Source organism: Kitasatospora sp. NPDC051164, from assembly GCF_044455625.1.
In the GTDB taxonomy this organism is placed as follows: domain Bacteria; phylum Actinomycetota; class Actinomycetes; order Streptomycetales; family Streptomycetaceae; genus Kitasatospora.
Genome location: NZ_JBITFB010000017.1, coordinates 43,097 through 60,537 on the forward strand (window position 1 = coordinate 43,097; position 17,441 = coordinate 60,537).

14 protein-coding genes and 1 pseudogene are annotated in these 17,441 nt (G+C 70.4%); 3 read left to right on the plus strand and 12 right to left on the minus strand.

The features are described 5' to 3' along the window. Positions 1-43: 43 nt before the first annotated feature. The 6 genes from whiA to uvrA form a co-directional block, all read right to left on the minus strand. Positions 44-1,024 (minus strand): DNA-binding protein WhiA, encoded by a 981-nt coding sequence (gene whiA / locus ACIBEC_RS25100; protein ID WP_030238424.1) that lies wholly within the window; start codon positions 1,022-1,024, stop codon positions 44-46. After that, positions 1,015-2,112: a uridine diphosphate-N-acetylglucosamine-binding protein YvcK gene (gene yvcK / locus ACIBEC_RS25105; protein ID WP_360509974.1), complete on the minus strand. Its 1,098-nt coding sequence runs from the start codon at positions 2,110-2,112 to the stop codon at positions 1,015-1,017. Before yvcK ends, whiA begins: the two co-directional genes overlap by 10 nt. A 65-nt stretch (positions 2,113-2,177) precedes the next feature. After that, positions 2,178-3,062 (minus strand): RNase adapter RapZ, encoded by an 885-nt coding sequence (gene rapZ, locus ACIBEC_RS25110; RefSeq protein WP_360509973.1) that lies wholly within the window; start codon positions 3,060-3,062, stop codon positions 2,178-2,180. Positions 3,063-3,180: 118 nt separating this feature from the next. Further along, positions 3,181-5,259 (minus strand): excinuclease ABC subunit UvrC, encoded by a 2,079-nt coding sequence (gene uvrC, locus ACIBEC_RS25115; RefSeq protein WP_360509972.1) that lies wholly within the window; start codon positions 5,257-5,259, stop codon positions 3,181-3,183. 66 nt (positions 5,260-5,325) lie between these two features. Then, positions 5,326-5,778, minus strand: a complete 453-nt coding sequence (locus ACIBEC_RS25120; protein WP_360509971.1) for a Rieske (2Fe-2S) protein — start codon at positions 5,776-5,778, stop codon at positions 5,326-5,328. Between the two features lie 103 nt (positions 5,779-5,881). Beyond that, positions 5,882-8,797: an excinuclease ABC subunit UvrA gene (uvrA, locus tag ACIBEC_RS25125; protein ID WP_360509970.1), complete on the minus strand. Its 2,916-nt coding sequence runs from the start codon at positions 8,795-8,797 to the stop codon at positions 5,882-5,884. Positions 8,798-9,075: 278 nt separating this feature from the next. On the opposite strand from uvrA, the gene ACIBEC_RS25130 reads away from it, so the two are divergent. Beyond that, positions 9,076-9,810: a maleylpyruvate isomerase family mycothiol-dependent enzyme gene (locus ACIBEC_RS25130; RefSeq protein WP_360509969.1), complete on the plus strand. Its 735-nt coding sequence runs from the start codon at positions 9,076-9,078 to the stop codon at positions 9,808-9,810. 49 nt (positions 9,811-9,859) lie between these two features. Here the strand turns inward: ACIBEC_RS25130 and ACIBEC_RS25135 are convergent. Continuing rightward, positions 9,860-11,080 (minus strand): annotated as a pseudogene (locus ACIBEC_RS25135) (RNA-guided endonuclease InsQ/TnpB family protein). Positions 11,081-11,235: 155 nt separating this feature from the next. Here ACIBEC_RS25135 and ACIBEC_RS25140 point away from each other — a divergent pair. Continuing rightward, complete coding sequence (locus ACIBEC_RS25140) at positions 11,236-11,889, plus strand: MBL fold metallo-hydrolase (RefSeq protein WP_360509968.1); 654 nt, start codon at positions 11,236-11,238, stop codon at positions 11,887-11,889. A 44-nt stretch (positions 11,890-11,933) separates the two neighbouring features. Here ACIBEC_RS25140 and ACIBEC_RS25145 read toward each other — a convergent pair whose 3' ends face one another. Then, the gene (locus ACIBEC_RS25145; RefSeq protein ID WP_360509967.1) at positions 11,934-12,152 is read right to left on the minus strand and encodes a hypothetical protein; all 219 of its coding nucleotides are present in this window, start codon (positions 12,150-12,152) and stop codon (positions 11,934-11,936) included. Continuing rightward, the gene (locus tag ACIBEC_RS25150; protein WP_360509966.1) at positions 12,149-12,412 is read right to left on the minus strand and encodes a hypothetical protein; all 264 of its coding nucleotides are present in this window, start codon (positions 12,410-12,412) and stop codon (positions 12,149-12,151) included. The genes ACIBEC_RS25145 and ACIBEC_RS25150 overlap by 4 nt, the downstream gene beginning before the upstream one ends. A gap of 103 nt (positions 12,413-12,515) precedes the next feature. Here ACIBEC_RS25150 and ACIBEC_RS25155 point away from each other — a divergent pair, with 103 nt between their 5' ends. Further along, positions 12,516-13,271 carry a GntR family transcriptional regulator gene (locus ACIBEC_RS25155; RefSeq protein WP_360509965.1) on the plus strand — a complete coding sequence of 252 codons (756 nt, stop codon included), beginning with the start codon at positions 12,516-12,518 and terminating at the stop codon, positions 13,269-13,271. Between the two features lie 55 nt (positions 13,272-13,326). Here ACIBEC_RS25155 and ACIBEC_RS25160 read toward each other — a convergent pair whose 3' ends face one another. The 3 genes from ACIBEC_RS25160 to uvrB form a co-directional block, all read right to left on the minus strand. Next, complete coding sequence (locus ACIBEC_RS25160) at positions 13,327-14,322, minus strand: TerC family protein (protein ID WP_360506103.1); 996 nt, start codon at positions 14,320-14,322, stop codon at positions 13,327-13,329. A 192-nt stretch (positions 14,323-14,514) separates the two neighbouring features. Further along, positions 14,515-15,093 (minus strand): TerD family protein, encoded by a 579-nt coding sequence (locus ACIBEC_RS25165; protein WP_360506105.1) that lies wholly within the window; start codon positions 15,091-15,093, stop codon positions 14,515-14,517. A 242-nt stretch (positions 15,094-15,335) separates the two neighbouring features. Beyond that, a complete protein-coding gene (gene uvrB / locus ACIBEC_RS25170; protein WP_360506108.1) occupies positions 15,336-17,426 on the minus strand; it encodes an excinuclease ABC subunit UvrB in 2,091 nt (696 codons plus the stop codon). Positions 17,427-17,441 lie beyond the last annotated feature (15 nt).

The following is a 17,441-nucleotide window of genomic DNA, read 5'->3' on the forward strand; positions in this document are numbered from 1 at the left end:
GAATTCCGGGCACCGGCCGTGTCGCGATCACGGACCGCGAGGGTCAGTTCATCGCCATCTCGTCGGTCAGGCTGGCCTCGGTGCTCGGCAGGCCGAGCTCGGAGGCGCGCTTGTCGGCCATCGCCAGCAGACGGCGGATCCGGCCGGCCACCGCGTCCTTGGTCAGCGGCGGATCGGCGAGCGCGCCCAGTTCCTCCAGCGAGGCCTGCTTGTGCTGCATCCGCAGCTGGCCGGCCGCGGCCAGGTGCTCGGGCACCTCCTCGCCGAGGATCTCCAGCGCGCGCTGCACCCGGGCGCCGGCCGCCACCGCGGCGCGGGCCGAGCGGCGCAGGTTGGCGTCGTCGAAGTTGGCGAGGCGGTTGGCGGTGGCCCGTACCTCGCGCCGCATCCGGCGCTCCTCCCAGGCGAGCACCGACTCGTGCGCGCCCAGCCGCGTCAGCAGCGCGCCGATCGCGTCACCGTCGCGGATGACCACCCGGTCCACGCCGCGGACCTCGCGGGCCTTGGCCGGGATGCCGAGCCGGCGGGCCGCGCCGACCAGGGCCAGCGCCGCCTCGGAGCCGGGGCAGGTGATCTCCAGCGAGGAGGAGCGGCCCGGCTCGGTGAGCGACCCGTGCGCGAGGAAGGCGCCGCGCCAGGCCGCCTCGGCATCGCAGGTGGCGCCGGAGACGACCGCCGGGGGCAGGCCCCGGATCGGGCGCCCGCGCCCGTCCACCAGACCGGTCTGGCGCGCGAGCAGCTCGCCGTCCTTGACCACGCGCACCACGAAGCGGCTGCCGCGGCGCAGCCCGCCGGGGGCCATCACCACGAGGTCGGAGGAGTGCCCGAAGATCTCCAGCAGGTCCTTGCGCAGCCGCCGTGCCGCCGCTCCGGTGTCCAGCTCCGCCTCGATCACGATGCGGCCGCTCACGATGTGCAGCCCGCCCGCGAACCGCAGGATCGCCGACACCTCCGCCTTGCGACAGCAGGCCCGGGTGACCGGAAGCCGGCTGATCTCGTCCTTCACCGCTGGAGTCATCGCCATGGCCCGATCCTTCCATGTGTCCGGAAAATCCGGTCGTACGCTGCCGCCAACAGCTCCGGGTCGTGTCGCGGCGTACCGTCGGTGCGGGCCACCGAACCGAGCACCAGGGCGGCGCCCATCCGCTCGGCAGCCTTCTCCAGACCGTCGAGGTCCGCCTGGCCGAAGGCGCCGCCGGTGACGGCGCGCTCGTCCACCAGGATCGCATCCACCGCGAGCTCCGGGGCGTGGTCGGCGATGACCTCCAGGTGACGCTGCGGGGTGAAGCCCTCGGTCTCGCCGGGCTGGGGGGCCAGGTTCAGGGTGAGCAGGCGGCGGGCGCGGGTCTCGGTGAGCGCCTTGGCCAGCTCGGGCACCAGCAGGTGCGGCAGCACGCTGGTGAACCAGGAACCGGGGCCGAGCACCACCCAGTCCGCCTCGCGCACGGCGGTGACCGCCTCCGGGACGGCCGGCGGCCCGTCCGGCAGCAGCCGGATCGACTGCACGGTGCCGGGGGTGACCGCGACGTTCGCCTGGCCCCGGACCGCCGACACCTCGCCGGGCAGCGCCGGGTCGTGGCCGCGGACGGTCGCCTCGATGTCCAGCGGCACCGCCGACATCGGCAGCACCCGGCCCTGGACGTTGAGCAGTCGGCCGACCCAGTCCAGGGCCGCCACCGGGTCGCCCAGCTTCTCCCAGAGCGCGACGATCAGCAGGTTGCCGACGGCGTGGCCGCCGAGCTCGCCGTTGCCGGTGAAGCGCTGCTGGATCACCTCGGACCAGGTGCGGCCCCAGTCGTCGTCCCCGCACAGCGCGGCCAGCGCCTTGCGCAGGTCGCCCGGGGGCAGCACGCCCAGCTCGGTGCGCAGCCGTCCGCTGGAGCCGCCGTCGTCGGCGACGGTGACCACGGCGGTGAGGTCGCTGGTCAGGCGGCGCAGCGCGGACAGCGAGGCGGACAGGCCCTGGCCGCCGCCGAGCGCGGTGATCCGCGGGGCCGGATTGGTCCGGGCGGGACCGCTGCGCGGACGGCTCGGCGCCGGGAGCCGGGCCGGGCTGCCCGCCCGGTCACCGGTCCTGCTCTGCGGCTGCCGCCCGGGCACGTATCCCGCCACACATCACCTCGCGTTCCTCTGCCCCGCCACCGGTTCCGCCGGCGGCCCGGCAGGGAAAGCGGCGGTTACTCCCGTCCCATGTCACGGTGAACGAGCACCGTCTCGACTCCGTCGGCGATGAGACGCTTGGTCAGTCGCTCGGACATGGCGACGCTGCGGTGCTTGCCACCGGTGCAGCCTACGGCAAGCGTCATGTAGCGCTTCCCCTCGCGTCGGTACCCCTCGGTCACGATGCGCAGCAGCTCGGTGTAACCGTCCAGGAACTCGTTGGCGCCGGGCTGCTGGAACACGTAGTCGGCGACGTCCGGGTCGGTGCCGGTACGGGCACGAAGCTCGGGCACCCAGTGCGGGTTGGGCAGGAAGCGGCAGTCCACCACGAGGTCGGCGTCGACCGGCAGGCCGTACTTGAAGCCGAAGGACATCACGGTGGCGCGCAGCTCGGGCTCGTCGTGGTCGGCGAACTGGGCGTCCAGCTTGGCGCGCAGCTGGTGCACGTTGAGGTTGGAGGTGTCGATCACCAGGTCGGCCTCGCCGCGCAGGTCGCGCAGCAGGTCGCGCTCCTGGGCGATGCCGTCCACGATCCGGCCGTCGGCCTGCAGCGGGTGCGGGCGGCGGACGCTCTCGAAGCGGCGCACCAGCGCGTCGTCGGAGGAGTCCAGGAAGACGACCCGGAGCCGGACGCCGCGCTTCTCCAGCTCGTCCAGCGAGGTCAGCAGGTCGTCGAAGAACTGGCGGCCGCGGACGTCCACGACCACGCCGATCCGGGCGACGTTGCCCTGGGACCGGGCGCCCAGGTCGACCATGGTCGGGATCAGGGCCGGCGGCAGGTTGTCCACCACGAACCAGCCGAGGTCCTCCAGGCACTTGGCGGCGGTGGAGCGGCCGGCTCCGGACATGCCGGAGATGATCACCAGCTCCGGCGCGTTCTCGGCCACGTCTGACACGGTCACTTCGGTTCCCCGTTCTCGGTCTTTCTGCTGGGGAGAACGCGCACGGCGCGGCCGCCCTTCCCCGGCCCGGGCAGGCGGGCGGGGTCGGGGCACACCGGCTGACGGGCGGCGTCGGCCGTCATGGCGTCTCCTGGGATGGTGCGGTCTGGGGTGCTGCTGCCACCGGCTCGGTGGCGTGGTCGGCCCCGTCCTCGATGATCTCGCCGGTCGCGGTGTTGACCGCAGGTGCGGCGGGTGTACGGGACGACAACGCCGCCGCAACAGTCTCCGCGGTGCGGCGTCCGATGCCGGGTACCGCGCAGAGCTCGTCCACGGTGGCGGCCCGGAGCTTCTTCAGCGAGCCGAAGTGCTTGAGCAGCGCCTGGCGGCGAGTCTCGCCGAGGCCCGGGACGGAGTCCAGTTCCCCTGCGGTGAGTCGCTTGGAACGCTTGGTGCGCTGGTAGCCGATCGCGAAGCGGTGGGCCTCGTCGCGCACCCGCTGGAGCAGGTAAAGGCCCTCGCTGGAGCGGGGCAGCACCACCGGGTCGTCCTCGCCGGGCAGCCAGACCTCCTCCAGGCGCTTGGCCAGGCCGCACAGCGCGACGTCGTCGATGCCGAGTTCGTCCAGGGCGCGCCTGGCGGCGGCGACCTGCGGCTGGCCACCGTCGACCACCAGCAGCTGGGGCGGGTAGGCGAACCGCTTGGGGCGGCCCTCCTCGTCCCGGGCGGCGCTGCCGGGTTCGCCGTTGCCGGGTTCGGTGGCGCCGGGCTCGTCCTCCTCGGGGACGGCCCACTCGCCGGTCTGCTCGCGCTCCCGGAGATAGCGGCGGAAGCGGCGGCTGATCACCTCGTGCATCGAGCGGACGTCGTCCTGGCCCTCGAACCCCTTGATCTGGAAGCGCCGGTACTCGCTCTTGCGGGCCAGGCCGTCCTCGAAGACGACCATGGAGGCGACCACGTCCTCGCCCTGCAGGTGGGAGATGTCGTAGCACTCGATCCGCAGCGGGACGGAGTCCAGCTCCAGCGCGTCGGCGATCTCCTGCAGGGCGCGACTGCGGGTGGTGAGGTCGGAGGCGCGCTTGGTCTTGTGCAGCGCGAGCGCCTGCTGGGCGTTGCGCTGCACGGTGGCCATCAGGTCCTTCTTGTCGCCGCGCTGCGGGATGCGCAGGTCGACCTGGCTGCCGCGCAGGCCGCTCAGCCACTCCCGCACCGGCTCGACCGGGTCGGGCAGGGCGGGGACCAGCACCTCGCGCGGGACGGACTCGTTCCGTTCGTCCACGGTGGCGCCGCCGTAGAGCTGCTGGAGGGCGTGCTCGACCAGCCCGGCCGTGTCGACGTCCTCGACCTTGTCGGTGACCCAGCCGCGCTGGCCGCGCACCCGGCCGCCGCGGACGTGGAAGATCTGCACGGCGGCTTCGAGTTCGTCCTCGGCGACGGCCAGCAGGTCGGCGTCGGTGGCGTCCGCGAGCACGATGGCGTTCTTCTCCATCGCGCGCTTCAGGGCGCCGATGTCGTCCCGCAGCCGGGCCGCCTTCTCGTACTCCAGCTCGGCCGCGGCCTCCTGCATCTGTTCTTCCAGCCGGCGCAGGTAGTTGCCGGTGCGCCCGGCCATGAAGTCGCAGAAGTCCTCGGCCAGCGCCCGGTGTTCGTCCGCCGAGACCTTGCCGACGCAGGGCGCGGCGCACTTGCCGATGTAGCCGAGCAGACAGGGCCGGCCGACCTGCCGGGCGCGCTTGAAGACGCCGTTGGAGCAGGTGCGGACGGGGAAGACGCGCAGCAGCAGGTCGACCGTCTCGCGGATCGCCCAGGCGTGCCCGTACGGGCCGAAGTAGCGCACGCCCTTCTTGTGCGCCCCGCGCATCACCTGGACCCGCGGGTACTCCTCGTTGAGGGTGACGGCGAGTTCCGGATAGCTCTTGTCGTCGCGGTACTTGACGTTGAACCGCGGGTCGTACTCCTTGATCCAGGAGTACTCCAGCTGGAGCGCCTCGACCTCGGTGCCGACCACGGTCCACTCCACCGAGGCGGCGGTGGTGACCATGGTCGCGGTGCGCGGGTGCAGGCCGGCCAGGTCCTGGAAGTAGGACGACAGGCGCGGCCGCAGGCTCTTGGCCTTGCCGACGTAGATGACCCGGCCGTGGGCGTCACGGAACCGGTAGACGCCCGGGGAGGTCGGGATCGCGCCGGGCGCCGGGCGGTAGGTGCTCGGGTCAGCCATGGGTCCACCGTACCGACAGCGGGTGGGGGTGCGAAGGGGAGATCAACTCGGCGGGGCTCAACTGCTTCAGCTCGGGGTCACCTTGAGGTTTCCGCCCTCGACCGTGACGGTGTAGGCGGGCAGCGGGGAGGGGGCCGGGCCGTCCTGCACGGCGCCGTCGGCGATGCCGAACCGGCTGCCGTGGCAGGGGCACTGGATCTGCTGGTTCTTCACCTGGTCCACGATGCAGCCGGCGTGGGTGCACTTGGCACTGAACGCCTTGTACTGGCCGGCGGCCGGCTGGGTCACCACGATCCTCTGCTCGTGGAACACCTTGCCGCCGCCCTCCGGTACGTCCGAGGCCGGGCCGAGGTCCACCGGGCCCTTGGGGGCGCCGCTCGAACCGGAGGAGCCGGAGGAGCCGGAGGAGGAGCTGCAGCCGCTGACCGCCACGGTGCCGCCGGCCGCGAGGACGGCCGCGGCCCCGCAGAGCAGGGTGCGGCGGGTCGCGGTGGGGCTGGTCTCGAGGGCCTCGGACATCGGTGCGCTCCTACGGTTGCTGCTGCTGCGAGGGACCACGGAAGTCTATGCCGCACCCGCCCCGCCGTTCCCGGGAGTCCCGGGAACGGCGGGGCGGACAGGACTACTTCTTCGCCGCGGCGGCCCGCTTGCGCGGCGCCGCCTTCTTCGCCACCGGGGCGGCCGGGGCGTCCGCGAAGTCGCTCGGCAGGATGTCCCGCAGGAACTTGCCGGTGTGGCTCTCCGCGACGGCGGCGATCTGCTCGGGGGTGCCCTCGGCGACCACCATGCCACCGCCGGAGCCGCCCTCGGGTCCCATGTCGACGACCCAGTCGGCGGTCTTGATCACATCGAGGTTGTGCTCGATGACGATCACCGTGTTGCCCTTGTCGACCAGCCCGCTGAGCACCTTGATCAGCTTGCTGATGTCCTCGAAGTGCAGGCCGGTGGTCGGCTCGTCCAGCACGTACACCGTCCGCCCGGTGGAGCGCTTCTGCAGCTCCGAGGCCAGCTTGACGCGCTGCGCCTCGCCGCCGGAGAGCGTGGGCGCGGACTGGCCGAGCCGGACGTAGCCGAGGCCGACGTCGTTGAGCGTCCTGAGGTGCCGGGCGATCGCCGGGACGGCCTCGAAGAAGGCCAGCCCCTCCTCGATCGGCATGTCCAGCACCTCGGCGATGGACTTGCCCTTGTAGTGCACCTCCAGCGTCTCCCGGTTGTACCGGGCGCCGTGGCAGACCTCGCACGGCACGTAGACGTCCGGCAGGAAGTTCATCTCGATCTTGATGGTGCCGTCGCCCGAGCAGTTCTCGCAGCGGCCGCCCTTGACGTTGAACGAGAATCGGCCGGGCAGGTAGCCGCGGACCTTGGCCTCCTGGGTCTCCGCGAAGAGCCGGCGGACGTGGTCGAACACCCCGGTGTAGGTGGCCGGGTTGGAGCGCGGGGTGCGGCCGATCGGCGACTGGTCGACGTGCACCACCTTGTCCACCTGGTCGGTGCCGGTGATCCGGGTGTGCCGGCCGGGCACGCTGCGGGCGCCGTTCAGCTCCCGCGCGAGGTGGGTGTAGAGGATGTCGTTGACCAGCGTCGACTTGCCGGAGCCGGAGACTCCGGTGATCGCGGTGAAGGTGCCGAGCGGGAAGCCGACCGTGACGTCCTTGAGGTTGTGCTCGCGGGCGCCGTGGACTGTCAACTGGCGCTTCTTGTCCCGCTCGCGGCGGCCCGCCGGGACCGGGATGGACCGCTTGCCGGAGAGGTACTGCCCGGTCAGCGACTCCTTGTTGGTGAGCAGCTGCTTCAGCGACCCGGAGTGCACCACCTTGCCGCCGTGCTCGCCGGCGCCCGGGCCGATGTCGACCACCCAGTCCGCGGTCTTGATGGTGTCCTCGTCGTGCTCGACCACGATCAGGGTGTTGCCGATGTCGCGCAGCCGCACCAGCGTCTCGATCAGCCGGTGGTTGTCCCGCTGGTGCAGGCCGATGGACGGCTCGTCCAGCACGTAGAGCACGCCGACCAGGCCGGAGCCGATCTGGGTGGCCAGCCGGATGCGCTGGGCCTCGCCGCCGGACAGGGTGCCGGCCGCGCGGTCGAGCGAGAGGTAGTCCAGGCCGACGTCGACCAGGAAGCGCAGCCGCTCGTTGACCTCCTTGAGGACCCGCTCGGCGATCTGCTTGTCCCGGGCGTTGAGCTTCATCGCGCCCAGGAACTCGGAGCAGTCGCTGATCGACATCGAGGAGACGTCGGCGATCGACTTGTCCTGGACGGTGACCGCGAGCACCACCGGCTTGAGCCGGGTGCCCTGGCAGGTCGGGCAGGGCACCTCGCGCATGTAGCCCTCGAAGCGCTCGCGGCTGCTGTCGCTCTCCGCCTCGGTGTGCCGGCGCTGGATGAACGGGACGGCGCCCTCGAAGCCGGTGCTGTACGAGCGCTCGCGGCCGAAGCGGTTGCGGTAGCGGACCTCCACCTGGTGCTTGTGCCCGTACAGCAGCGCCTTCTTGGCGCGGGCGGGCAGCCCGGCCCAGGGGATGTCGGTGCGGAAGCCGAGCTCCCCGGCGAGCGCGTCGATCAGGCGCTGGAAGTACTCCTTGGCGTGCCCGGCCGACCACGGGTGGATCGCGCCCTCGTCGAGCGAGCGCTCGACGTCCGGCACCACCAGCTCCGGGTCGACCTCCATCCGGTTGCCCAGGCCCGAGCAGTCCGGGCAGGCGCCGAACGGCGAGTTGAAGGAGAACGAGCGCGGCTCCAGCACCTCGAACGACACGTCGTCGTACGGGCAGTAGAGGTGCTCGGAGTACATCCGCTCGCGCTCGGGGTCGTCCTCGGGGAGGTCGACGAAATCGAGCACGACCATGCCGCCGGACAGTCGCAGGGCCGTCTCCACCGAGTCGGTGAGCCGCCGCTTGGCGCTGTCCTTGACGGTCAGGCGGTCGATCACCACCTCGATGGTGTGTTTCTCCTGCTTCTTGAGCTTCGGCGGCTCGGCGAGCTGGATCGTCCCGCCGTCCACCCGGGCGCGGGAGTAGCCCTTGGACTGCAGGTCGGCGAAGAGGTCGACGAACTCGCCCTTGCGCTCGCGCACCACCGGGCTCAGCACCTGGAAGCGGGTGCCCTCGGCGAGCTCCAGCACCTTGTCCACGATCGCCTGCGGCGACTGCTTGGCGATCGGGCGGCCGCAGTGCGGACAGTGCGGCTTGCCGATCCGGGCAAACAGCAGACGCAGGTAGTCGTAGACCTCGGTGATCGTGCCGACGGTCGAACGGGGGTTGCGGTTGGTGGACTTCTGGTCGATCGAGACGGCCGGGGAGAGGCCCTCGATGAAGTCCACGTCGGGCTTGTCCATCTGCCCGAGGAACTGACGGGCGTAGGAGGACAGCGACTCGACGTAGCGGCGCTGGCCCTCGGCGAAGATCGTGTCGAAGGCGAGCGAGGACTTGCCGGAGCCGGAGAGGCCCGTGAAGACGATGAGGGAGTCGCGGGGCAGGTCGAGCGAGACGTTCTTGAGGTTGTGCTCGCGAGCACCGCGGACGATGAGGCGGTCGGCCACTGCTTCTGGCGCCTTTCTCCGGGGCGAGATGGCTTGCGGTGAGATTCGGTACTTCTTCCAGGATGCGGCAGCCAGCCTATAGCTCAGACGTTCGAATCTCGACTCTGTCCAGTGGAGACCACCCGAACGAGTGAGGACCACCCCGCGACCGTCCGTACCCACACTGTCCGCGTACCGAAAAACGCCCTGCTCAGGGCCCGGATTCGGCGATAGCGTCGCCTGGTCAACGAGCGAAGCCCCCCGCGGGCAACGCGCCGTCCCTACCGAAGGCAGATTCGATGACCGACCCGCAGTCCGCCGCCGCCTCCGCCGCCTCCTGGCTGAGCCAGGTCGAGGAGAGCACCCAGCGCCTGCTGCAGACCGTCTCCGCACTGAAGCCCGAGGCCGTCACCGAACCCTCCGCCCTCCCCGGCTGGACCCGCGGCCACGTACTGGCCCACCTCGCCCGCAACGCCGACTCCCTGGTCAACCTGCTGACCGGCGCCCGCACCGGCACCGACATCCCGCAGTACGCGAGCAACGAGGCCCGCGACCAGGACATCGAGCGCGACGCGCCCCGCCCGCTCGACGTCCACCTCGCCGACCTGCGCGCCTCGCACGCCCGCTTCGCCGAGGCCGCCGCGCTGATGACCCCCGAAGCCTGGGCCGCGACGGTCAAGCACCGCTCCGGCTATCTCTTCCCGGCCTCCGACATCCCGCACAAGCGCCTGCTGGAGCTGGAGTACCACCACGTCGACCTGGCCGCCGGCCACGGCCCCGGCGACTGGCCGGAGGAGTTCGCCGTCGAGGAGTTCCACCGGCTCGTGGAGAAGCTCCACGGCGCCGACCTGCCCGCCGTCGAGGTGCACGCGCAGGACACCGGACGGTTCGGCACGATCGGCACCGGCACCACCTCGCTGACCGTCGAGGGCCCCGTCCGCGCCCTCGCCGCCTGGCTCTCCGGCCGCTCCGCCGGCGCCGGCCTGCGCCGCACCCCCGACACCGCCCTCCCCCCGCTTCCCCCGATGGGCTGACGGCGCGAGGTTGGCTTCCTCCCCTCTCCTAGCCGAGAGGGGAGTCCCCTCAGCCTCGCAGCTGAGCCGCCGCGCGTGTGCGCGGCGATGGGACGACTTCCTGTTTCACCGACGGCCGCCCGCTCGGAGTGCTCCGTTGAGGTCTTACACCGTCTCCACAGGCTGCAACCGCCAGCCCGACGGCCGGGATGTTCTTCGCCGCGTTCACGTCCCGGTCGTGGACCGCTCCGCAGTCACACGCCCACTCGCGGACGTTCAACGGCATCGTGGCGGCGATGGCGCCGCAGGCCGAGCACAGCCTGGAGCTGGGGAACCACCGGTCGATGGTCACCAGCCGTACCAGGCGCACTTGTACTCCAGCATGGCCCGCAGCGCGCTCCGGCTCGCGTCGCTGATCGCGCGCGCGAGCTTCTTGTTCTTGAGCATGTTGCGGACCGCGAGGTCCTCGATCACGACCGTTTGGTTTTCGCGGACGAGTCGAGTCGTGAGCTTGTGCAGGAGATCCCTGCGCCGGTCGGCGATCCTCGCGTGGATCTTCGCGACCTTTCTGCGGGCCTTCTCCCAATTGGCGGAGCCGTTGTCCTTACGGCACAGGTCCCGCTGGGCCCTGGCCAAGCGCTCCCGGTCCCGGCGCTCATGCCGGGGGTTGGCAATCTTCTCCCCGGTGGAGAGTGCCACCAGGGACGTGACGCCCGCGTCGATCCCGATCGCCGTGTCCAGGGTGGGTAGAGGCCTGGTACCAGGGTCCTCGCACACCACGGTGACGAACCAGCGGCCGGCCGCGTCGCGGCTGACGGTCACCGTGGACGGCGAAACACCCTCGGGAAGGGGACGGGACCAGACGATGTCCAGCGGCTCCGCCATCTTGGCCAGCGTCAGCTTCCCGTCGCGGAAGCGGAACGCCGAGGCGGTGTACTCCGCCGAGTCGCGGGACTTCTTTCTTTGACTCGAACCGCGGGTGCTTCGCCCGCTTCGCGAAGAAGTTCGTGAAGGCCCCCTGCAGATGCCTCAGCGCCTGCTGCAACGGCACGCAGGAGACCTCGGACAGATAGGCCAGGTCGTCGGTCTCCTTCCACGCCGTCAGCATTGCCGACGTGGCGTTGTAGTTGACCCGCTCCCCCCCCCGAAGCAGCCACGCCTCGGTTCGGGCAGCCAGCGCCAGGTTGTAGACCTTCCGCACGCAACCGAACGTGCGCGACAGCTCGGCCGCCTGCACAGCGGTCGGATAGAAGCGGAACTTGAACGCCCGCTTCACCGGAGAGTCCTGCACAACTCGCACGATATACCGTCGGATTGTGACCACACACGGGTCATCACCCGCTCAGACGCCGAACCGCCTTGACGGCGGTCCGGCTCTCCCTGTCCCGCCACGCGGGAGTTCGTTTCTCTCCGGCTGAAGCCGGGAGCATCCACCAAGGAGTCCTGATGACGTACCACGGAGCGGTCAAGGTCGGCGGGCCGCCGGACGTGCGCGAGCTGGCCCACCTGATCATCACCAAGGTGGCCGTCGGCCCGTATGACAACAACGCCTATCTGCTGCGCTGCCGGGCCACCGACGAGCAGTTGCTGATCGACGCGGCCGCCGACGCCCCGGTGCTGCTGGAGACCGTCGGCGACGACCTCGAAACGGTGGTCACCACCCACCGGCACCACGACCACTGGGGCGCGCTCGCCGAGGTGGTCGCCACCACCGGCGCCCGCACCGCCGCCGGCGAGCACGACGCCGAAGGCATCGACGTGCCCACCGAGCTGCTGCTCGCCGACGGCGCCGAGCTGCGGGTCGGCGCCGTCGAACTCACCGTCCGGCACCTGGTCGGGCACACCCCGGGCGCGATCGTGCTGATCTACGACGACCCGCAGGGCCACCCGCACGTCTTCACCGGCGACTGCCTCTTCCCCGGCGGCGTCGGCAACACCTGGGGCGACCCGGAGGCCTTCCGGACCCTCTTCCGGGACGTCAACGAGAAGATCTTCGATGTCCTCCCCGACGAGGCCTGGGTCTACCCCGGCCATGGCAACGACACCACCCTCGGCGCCGAGCGCCCGCACCTCGACGAGTGGCGCGAGCGCGGCTGGTGACGCCACCGGGCCGGTTGGCTCCACCCGGAGCCGACCGGCCCGGATCATTGCCCGCTTCCCGAGAGATGCCGAGCGCAGGCACACGACGGCTCCACACAGAGGCACACCAGGGCGACAGCCCCGGACACCTCTCGGATGCCGCCGGGACAGGCCCAATGCGCATCGAGCTGGCACTCGGCGCCGACGTAGCGCCTGGCCTTGCCCACGTCGAAACGGATCACGATGCCGGCCGACGAGTCCGATCGGTGGGCGGCGGAGGTCATGACCAGACCTCCATGTCGGTCATGTTGAAGTCCTCCAGCTCGACCCAGACGATGACTTCGCTCGTAGCGTCGGTGGAGCCCCATTCACAGCCCGACCGGAGGATGTCGAGCACCTCGGTCCACTGCGTGGACGAGGTGTCGCCCGGCGCTGTTGTTGAGAGCCGAACACGACCGGCCCTTCCTTTGGTGATTCGCACGGGCGCCCCTGCGGCCTGACCAAGAGAGGCCTTGAGCAGACTTGTGCGCATGCTGATCTGCACCGACGCCCCCCTTATCGGCACGGTGAAATCGTATCGATAGAGTAGCGCTGTGAGCGTTACGGTGTCAGCCGCAACGCACCATTCGGAGTGAGGAGGCCGAGGCGTGAGCGAGACACCCTCTTACCTGCACGTCGCGGACGCTTTGCGCGGCCACATCACCTCCCGGCGGCTTCAGCCGGGCGATCGAATGCCGTCCATCAGTGCCCTTCAGCGCGAGCACAACGCCTCGACCGGCGTGGTCCAGCGGGCCTACGCCGTGCTGATCGATGAAGGACTCGTGCTCGCCCGCCCAGGCGCCGGCTACTACGTCAAGTCCCAGGAGCCACCGGCCGTCCTGGTGCGGCGCCAGCGCGTTGCACCAGGCGACGGATCGCCGACGGAGGCCACCCTCGCCCGGCAAGGCGTAGCAGGAACTTGGCGGCACGAGTCGCAGCCTCGTGCCGCCGACACCCGGATCGCGACCCGGCTGGAGATCCAGCCCGGTGATCCGGTGATGCACACCGGCTACGTCTACTTGGCCGACGGCGAGCCGGCTCAGCTGGCCGAGAGCTGGGAGCCCATGGCAATCACCGGTGGCAGCCTGATCGTCCTGCCGGAGGCCGGTCCGCACGCGGGCATCGGCGTCGCCGACCGGATGGCCCTCATTGGCATCGAGGTCGGCGTCCCGGTCGAGCGGGTCTCGGCCCGCCAAGCCAGCCGTTCCGAGGCCCAGGCCCTCGGCGTCGCACCCGCCGTGCCCGTGATGGGAATCGAGCGCACCTACTACGACCAGGCCACCGGCCGCCCGGTCGAGACCGCCGACATCGTGCTGCTCGGCTCCCGCTGGGTGGCCGAGTACGGCCACCGCCCACAGAACTGAGCCCCGCCGCCGGATCGCGATCCGGCGGCGGGGCCCCAACTCAATCCATTTCCGCTCAGGCGTCGAGCTTCTCGGGCTCGCGCTCGGACTGCTTGGCCTGCTTGGCCTGCTTCTTGGAGGCCATCAGGCTGGTCACCGTCGTCACGGCCAGCACCACCACGATGAAGCCGAGCGAGACCGGGATGCCGATCTCCGGCGCCCACGTCGCGCCCGCCTCGTGCGCGGCGTGCAGCACCAGCTTCACGCCGATGAAGCCGAGGATCACCGACAGGCCGTAGCTCAGGTGGACCAGCTTCTTCAGCAGGCCGCCGATCAGGAAGTACAGCTGGCGCAGGCCCATCAGGGCGAAGGCGTTGGCGGTGAAGACGATGTACGGGTCCTGGGTGAGGCCGAAGATGGCCGGGATCGAGTCCAGGGCGAACAGCACGTCCGTCGTGCCGATCGCCAGCATGACGATCAGCATCGGGGTGATCAGCCGGCGGCCTTTCTCCCTGATGAACAGCTTGGTGCCGCGGTAGTCGTCGGTGGACGGGAAGCGCCGCGTGATCGACTTGAGCAGGCGGTTCTCCTCGAACTCCTCTTCCTCCTCGTCGGCGCGGGCCTCCTTGATCAGCTTCCAGGCCGTCCAGACCAGGAAGGCGCCGAAGATGAAGAACACCCACGAGAACTGGGCCACCAGCGCCGCGCCGCCGGCGATGAACGCCGCCCGGAGCACCAGCGCGATGATCACGCCGAACATCAGCACGCGCTGCTGGTAGATCCTGGGCACCGCGAACTTGCCCATGATCAGGATGAACACGAAGAGGTTGTCGACACTGAGCGACTTCTCGGTGATGTAGCCGGCGAAGAACTCACCCGCGGGCTGCCCGCCGGAGTGCCACCAGAGGAAACCGCCGAAGAGCAGCGCCAGCACGACCCAGACGGCCGTCCAGATCCCGGCCTCCTTGATCGAGACCTCGTGCGGCTTGCGGCCACCGATGAAGAAATCGGCCACGATCAGGGCGATCAGCACACCGATCGTGGTGACCCACATGGTTACGGAAACGTCCACTACTGCTCCTCCGGCAGGTAGGCGAGACAGACATCGTCACTGCCGGAGGTCTCTTCCGCCCGTCGGGCCGGCCGCCCCGGGGCGCCGCGATGGGCACCCGTGATGACGGGGTCGGCTGTCGAGGAATACTCCCCTCCGCTGCCCTCGAGAGTAACAGGGAAGACAAGGAAAGGTAAAGAAGGTAAAGAACCGTCAGAGATAGGGCTCGATCGCCGGCAACAGGTCCTGGAACGTGCGCCCCTTGGCCGGCGCGCCGATCGCCTGCATCTCCCAGCCGCCGTCGCCGTCCCGGACCACCTTCGCCATGATCTGCCCGGTGTGCGGCCCGCCGCCCGCGAGCTCGTAGCGGGCCAGCTCCAGCCCGGTGGTCTCGTCCACCAGCCGGCAGTGCGCCCGCTGCACCTCGGCGAAGGTCTGCCCGGTGTACGAGCTCACCGTGAACACCACCTGGGTGATGTGCGCCGGCACGTGCAGCAGGTCCACCAGGATCGCCTCGTCGTCCTCGGCGCCGGAGCCGCCCTGAAGGTTGTCCCCGGTGTGCCGGACGGAGCCGTCGTTGCTCTCCAGGTGCTGGAAGAACACCACGTCGGACGGGGTCGTCTCGGCGTACAGCAGCGCCGAGGCGTCCAGGTCGATCGTCCGGGTACGGCTGCCGAACAGGCCCCGCTTGGGGGCGGCCTGCCAGCCGAGGCCCATCCGGACCACGGTCAGGGCGCTGCCCGGCCCCTTCTGGAGGCTGACCCGCTGCCCCTTGGCCAGGTTCACCGACACGACGTTGTCCTCTCTGCCGGCCGCGCGGTCGCTGCCGCCCGGCACCACGGTGGAACACCCCGTCGCCGTCCCCCGGCTGAGGCCCCCTCTGCGTAGGCCCGCGCCCGTCCCTTGAGCACGATGCCGCAGGCCAGCCTAGGCCCTGCGGCGCCCCCGTCTCCTCAGGGTTTCCCCGTTTGTGGCAAGGCTGAGACACCTCGGAGCTTGACCGGTGTCATTCCGGCCAAGCCCCGACCGTCCCGTCAGGCCACGCCGGCCTCGCGCATCTGCCGCAGCTCTTTCTTCAGTTCCTTGACCTCGTCGCGGAGCCGGGCCGCGACCTCGAACTGCAGGTCGGCGGCGGCCGTGTGCATCCGGTCTGTCATCTCCTGGATCAGGTCCGCGAGTTCGGCGGCCGGCAGGGACTTGGCGGGCTTGCGGTCCGCGCCCAGCGACGGCACCGGGGCCTTGCCCTTCCCCTGGTTCCGGTACCCGGTGGACAGCAGCTCGTCGGTGTCCACGTCCTCGCGGGCGAGGGTGTCCAGGATGTCGCCGATCTTCTTCCGCAGCGGCTGCGGGTCGATCCCGTGCTTCTTGTTGTAGGCCTGCTGCACCTCCCGGCGGCGGTTGGTCTCGTCGATCGCCTTCTCCATCGACGGCGTGATCCGGTCCGCGTACATGTGGACCTGGCCGGAGACGTTTCGGGCGGCACGGCCGATCGTCTGGATCAGCGAGGTACCGGAGCGCAGGAAGCCCTCCTTGTCCGCGTCCAGGATCGCCACCAGCGACACCTCGGGCAGGTCCAGGCCCTCGCGCAGCAGGTTGATGCCGACCAGCACGTCGAACCGGCCCGCCCGCAGCTCGCGCAGCAGCTCCACCCGGCGCAGGGTGTCCACGTCGCTGTGCAGGTACCGGACCCGGATGTCCAGGCCGAGCATGTAGTCGGTGAGGTCCTCGGCCATCTTCTTGGTCAGCGTGGTGACCAGCACGCGCTCGTCCCGCTCGACCCGCGTGCGGACCTCGTGCACCAGGTCGTCGATCTGGCCCTCGGTGGGCTTGACGATCACCTCGGGGTCGATCAGGCCGGTCGGGCGGATGATCTGCTCGACCTGGCCGTCGCCGCGCGACAGCTCGTACGGGCCCGGCGTCGCCGACAGGTACACCGTCTGGCCGATCCGGCCCAGGAACTCCTCCCACTTCAGCGGGCGGTTGTCCATCGCGGACGGCAGCCGGAAGCCGTGCTCGACCAGCGTGCGCTTGCGCGAGGCGTCGCCCTCGTACATCGCGCCGATCTGCGGGACGGTGACGTGCGACTCGTCGATGACCAGGAGGAAGTCCTCCGGGAAGTAGTCGAGCAGGGTGTTCGGCGGGGAGCCGGGCTCGCGGCCGTCGAAGTGCATCGAGTAGTTCTCGACGCCCGAGCAGGTGCCGATCTGGCGCAGCATCTCGATGTCGTAGGTGGTGCGCATCCGCAGCCGCTGGGCCTCCAGCAGCTTGCCCTGCTTCTCCAGCCTGGCGAGCGTCCCCTCCAGCTCCTTCTCGATGCCGGTGATCGCGCGCTCCATGCGCTCGGGGCCGGCCACGTAGTGCGAGGCGGGGAAGACGTAGACCGACTCGTCCTGGCTGATGATCTCGCCGGTGAGGGGGTGCAGGGTGTAGAGCGCCTCGATCTCGTCGCCGAACATCTCGATCCGGACGGCGAGCTCCTCGTAGACCGGGAAGATCTCGATGGTGTCGCCGCGCACCCGGAAGGTGCCGCGGGAGAAGGCGACATCGTTGCGGGCGTACTGGATGTCCACGAAGCGGCGCAGCAGGACGTCCCGGTCGATCTCCTGGCCGACCTTGAGCGGCACCATCCGGTCCACGTACTCCTGCGGGGTGCCGAGGCCGTAGATGCAGGAGACGGATGCGACCACGATCACGTCGCGGCGGGTGAGCAGCGAGTTGGTCGCCGAGTGGCGCAGCCGCTCGACCTCCTCGTTGATCGAGGAGTCCTTCTCGATGTAGGTGTCCGTCTGCGGGACGTACGCCTCGGGCTGGTAGTAGTCGTAGTACGAGACGAAGTACTCGACCGCGTTGTTCGGCAGCAGCTCGCGGAACTCGTTCGCCAGCTGCGCGGCCAGCGTCTTGTTCGGCGCCATCACCAGGGTGGGCCGCTGCAGCTTCTCGATCATCCAGGCCGTGGTGGCCGACTTGCCGGTACCGGTGGCACCGAGCAGCACGACGTCCTTCTCCCCTCCCCTGATCCGCCGCTCCAGCTCGGCGATCGCCGCCGGCTGGTCGCCGTTCGGCTGGAAGGGGCTGACGACCTCGAAGGGCGCCACGGACCGCTCAATACTCGTGATGGGACGCACGAGTCCACCGTACGA

Bases quoted from the DNA above. Each gene is read 5' to 3' on its own strand.
- ACIBEC_RS25140 (WP_360509968.1), top strand. From the start codon at position 11,236: ATGACGTACCACGGAGCGGTCAAGGTCGGCGGGCCGCCGGACGTGCGC.
- uvrC (WP_360509972.1), bottom strand. From the start codon at position 5,259: ATGGCTGACCCGAGCACCTACCGCCCGGCGCCCGGCGCGATCCCGACC.
- ACIBEC_RS25120 (WP_360509971.1), bottom strand. From the start codon at position 5,778: ATGTCCGAGGCCCTCGAGACCAGCCCCACCGCGACCCGCCGCACCCTG.
- ACIBEC_RS25130 (WP_360509969.1), top strand. From the start codon at position 9,076: ATGACCGACCCGCAGTCCGCCGCCGCCTCCGCCGCCTCCTGGCTGAGC.
- whiA (WP_030238424.1), bottom strand. From the start codon at position 1,024: ATGGCGATGACTCCAGCGGTGAAGGACGAGATCAGCCGGCTTCCGGTC.
- ACIBEC_RS25145 (WP_360509967.1), bottom strand. From the start codon at position 12,152: ATGACCTCCGCCGCCCACCGATCGGACTCGTCGGCCGGCATCGTGATC.